Origin of the sequence: Pseudomonas sp. Sample_9 (assembly GCF_004307535.1) — a bacterium.
Taxonomy (GTDB): domain Bacteria; phylum Pseudomonadota; class Gammaproteobacteria; order Pseudomonadales; family Pseudomonadaceae; genus Aquipseudomonas; species Aquipseudomonas mercuritolerans.
This window is the reverse complement of sequence record NZ_RAZO01000496.1, coordinates 1-2,127: the sequence shown is the minus strand read 5'-3', so window position 1 is coordinate 2,127 and position 2,127 is coordinate 1. Positions and strand designations below refer to the sequence as shown.

Below are 2,127 nucleotides of genomic sequence, written 5' to 3'. Positions count from 1 at the left end.
GCGTGAAAGGCTTCTTTATAGGGTTGCAGGTTTGTCGGCTGATCGCCCTGAACCAGCACTTTGACCGGGTGCAGCGGACGCCCGCTCAGCCAGCCGCACAGCGCCAGTGCACATGCCAGTGACGCTTCGGCACTCTGCCGGGTCGGCGGCAGATGATCGCCGTGCACGGTGAGAATCAGCGCGTAGCCTTCGTCGAGCAGGCGAAAGCTCAGGTCAGCGCTTTCGGCAATGATTCGTTGATAGCGCACCAGACGCTGGAAGCCTTCAGCCAGCGTGTTGCTCGACATCAGCGCATAGCCGGCGACGTGAAACGATGCCGGGCGCACCACTTTGCCCATGTTCAGGCCGATCGCCGGGTTGCCGGAAACCTCCACCGCGCGCTGCCAGAGCCGGGTCATGGAATCCTGCGGGAAACGCGCATCCGGATCTTCGAGGGCACTGAAGTCCAGCCCCAGTTGCTTGAACAGAACCCGGCAATCCAGGCCGTCCATCTCCAGTGCTTTGACAATCCCCATCGCCCAGCTTGCAGAAGTCGTTCGTTCGCTCATGGTTGTTATTCTTTTACATGACGGGCTGCAGATAACCGCCCTATTTGCGAAGGATACTAAAGTGGCGCCGATTGTCACTGGCCCACGCCAATGATCACTCTAGACTCAAATAAGCTGCCCGACGCACAACTTGTCGCCAGAACAATCACCACAGAGAGCGCGGTCGTGGAAAATATCAAGCAGTTCAACAGCTTCGCCGAGTTCTACCCGTATTACCTCGCCGAGCACAGCAACAGTACCTGCCGTCGTCTGCATTTCATCGGCACGTCTCTGGTCATCTTCATTCTCGCGCTCAGCATCGCCAAAAGCGCCTGGCTGCTGTTGCTGGCCCTGCCTCTGGCGGGTTACAGCTTTGCCTGGATCGGCCACTTCTTTTTCGAAAAAAACCGCCCGGCGACGTTTCAGCATCCGCTGTACAGCCTGCTCGGCGATTTCGTCATGTACCGCGACATGATTCTCGGTCGCGTGGCGTTCTGAATGAGGGTCTGCCCATGAATGCCCATGCTCGCTTCACCCATATGAAGGACGGCACCGAGAAAGACTGGGCGATCATCGCCGCTGATTTCAGTGCCTATGCCAGACAACTGCCATCGCGGATCCTCGCGCATCTGAAGCTGCTTGAGGGCGACTTCGGCGGTTTCCCCGTGGATCGCCTGACCCACTCGTTGCAAACCGCGACCCGCGCCTTTCGCGACGGGCGTGACGAGGAATACGTGGTCTGCGCGCTGTTGCACGACATTGGCGACACCCTCGGTTCGTACAATCATCCGGATATCGCCGCGGCGATTCTCAAGCCGTTCGTGAGTGCGGAGAATCTGTGGATGGTGGAGAAGCACGGAATCTTTCAGGGCTATTACTTCTTTCATCATCTGGGCATGGATCGGCATTTGCGCGAGCAATTCAAGGACCATCCGCAGTTCCACGCCACTGCCGAATTTTGCGCCAAGTACGACGCGGCGGCGTTTGATCCGGCGTATGACACGCTGCCGCTGAGTTTCTTCGAGCCGATGATGGAAAGGCTGTTTGCGCAACCGAAGAACTCGATTTACAAGGCTGCGATGCAAGAACACAGCCCGGCCTGAGAACACATGTGGGAGCGAGCCTGCTCGCGAAAGCGCGGTATCAGGCACAGAAGTTTCGTCTGACGCTACGCCTTCGCGAGCAGGCTCGCTCCCACAGGGTACTTTTTCGCTCAGGCGATTTCGGCGACTTTGGCAGCCTTGAGCTCCGCCTCCCGCGCCTGCGCATCCGCCAATCGATACAGCTCGATCGTGCCGTCCCAATGCTCGATCAGCGCCGTGCACGACTCGACCCAGTCGCCGCAGTTGAGGTAGTCCACCTCCCCCACCTTGCGAATCTCGGCATGGTGGATATGCCCGCAAACCACGCCATGCAGTTCGCGCTTCACGCATTCGTGGGCGATGGCTTCTTCAAAGTCGCTGATGAAACTCACCGCTGTCTTGACCTTGTGTTTCAGGTAGGCCGACAGCGACCAGTAACCGTAGCCATAACGGGCGCGCCAGTGATTGAGCCAGCGGTTGAGGGTCAGGGTGAATTCGTAGGCCGAGTCGCCGAGAAA

Annotated in this window: 3 protein-coding genes and 1 pseudogene; 2 read left to right on the top strand and 2 right to left on the bottom strand. The window is 58.6% G+C overall.

Annotated elements, in window-relative coordinates; all coding sequences use genetic code 11:
* On the bottom strand, positions 1 to 548 hold a 548-nt coding region (locus D6877_RS28235), incomplete at its 3' end, for an AraC family transcriptional regulator (protein ID WP_130912806.1).
* Between the two features lie 165 nt (positions 549 to 713).
* On the opposite strand from D6877_RS28235, the gene D6877_RS28230 reads away from it, so the two are divergent.
* Together D6877_RS28230 and D6877_RS28225 are read left to right on the top strand one after the other, a co-directional pair.
* Complete coding sequence (locus D6877_RS28230; RefSeq protein ID WP_130910813.1) at positions 714 to 1,025, top strand: DUF962 domain-containing protein; 312 nt, start codon at positions 714 to 716, stop codon at positions 1,023 to 1,025.
* Between the two features lie 14 nt (positions 1,026 to 1,039).
* A complete protein-coding gene (locus tag D6877_RS28225) occupies positions 1,040 to 1,630 on the top strand; it encodes an HD domain-containing protein (RefSeq protein ID WP_130910814.1) in 591 nt (196 codons plus the stop codon).
* A 110-nt stretch (positions 1,631 to 1,740) separates the two neighbouring features.
* Here the strand turns inward: D6877_RS28225 and D6877_RS28220 are convergent.
* Positions 1,741 to 2,127 (bottom strand): annotated as a pseudogene (locus D6877_RS28220) (UDP-2,3-diacylglucosamine diphosphatase); the annotation flags it as partial.

Excerpts from the sequence above, each read along its gene's own strand:
- D6877_RS28225 (WP_130910814.1), top strand. The coding sequence starts at position 1,040 with ATGAATGCCCATGCTCGCTTCACCCATATGAAGGACGGCACCGAGAAA.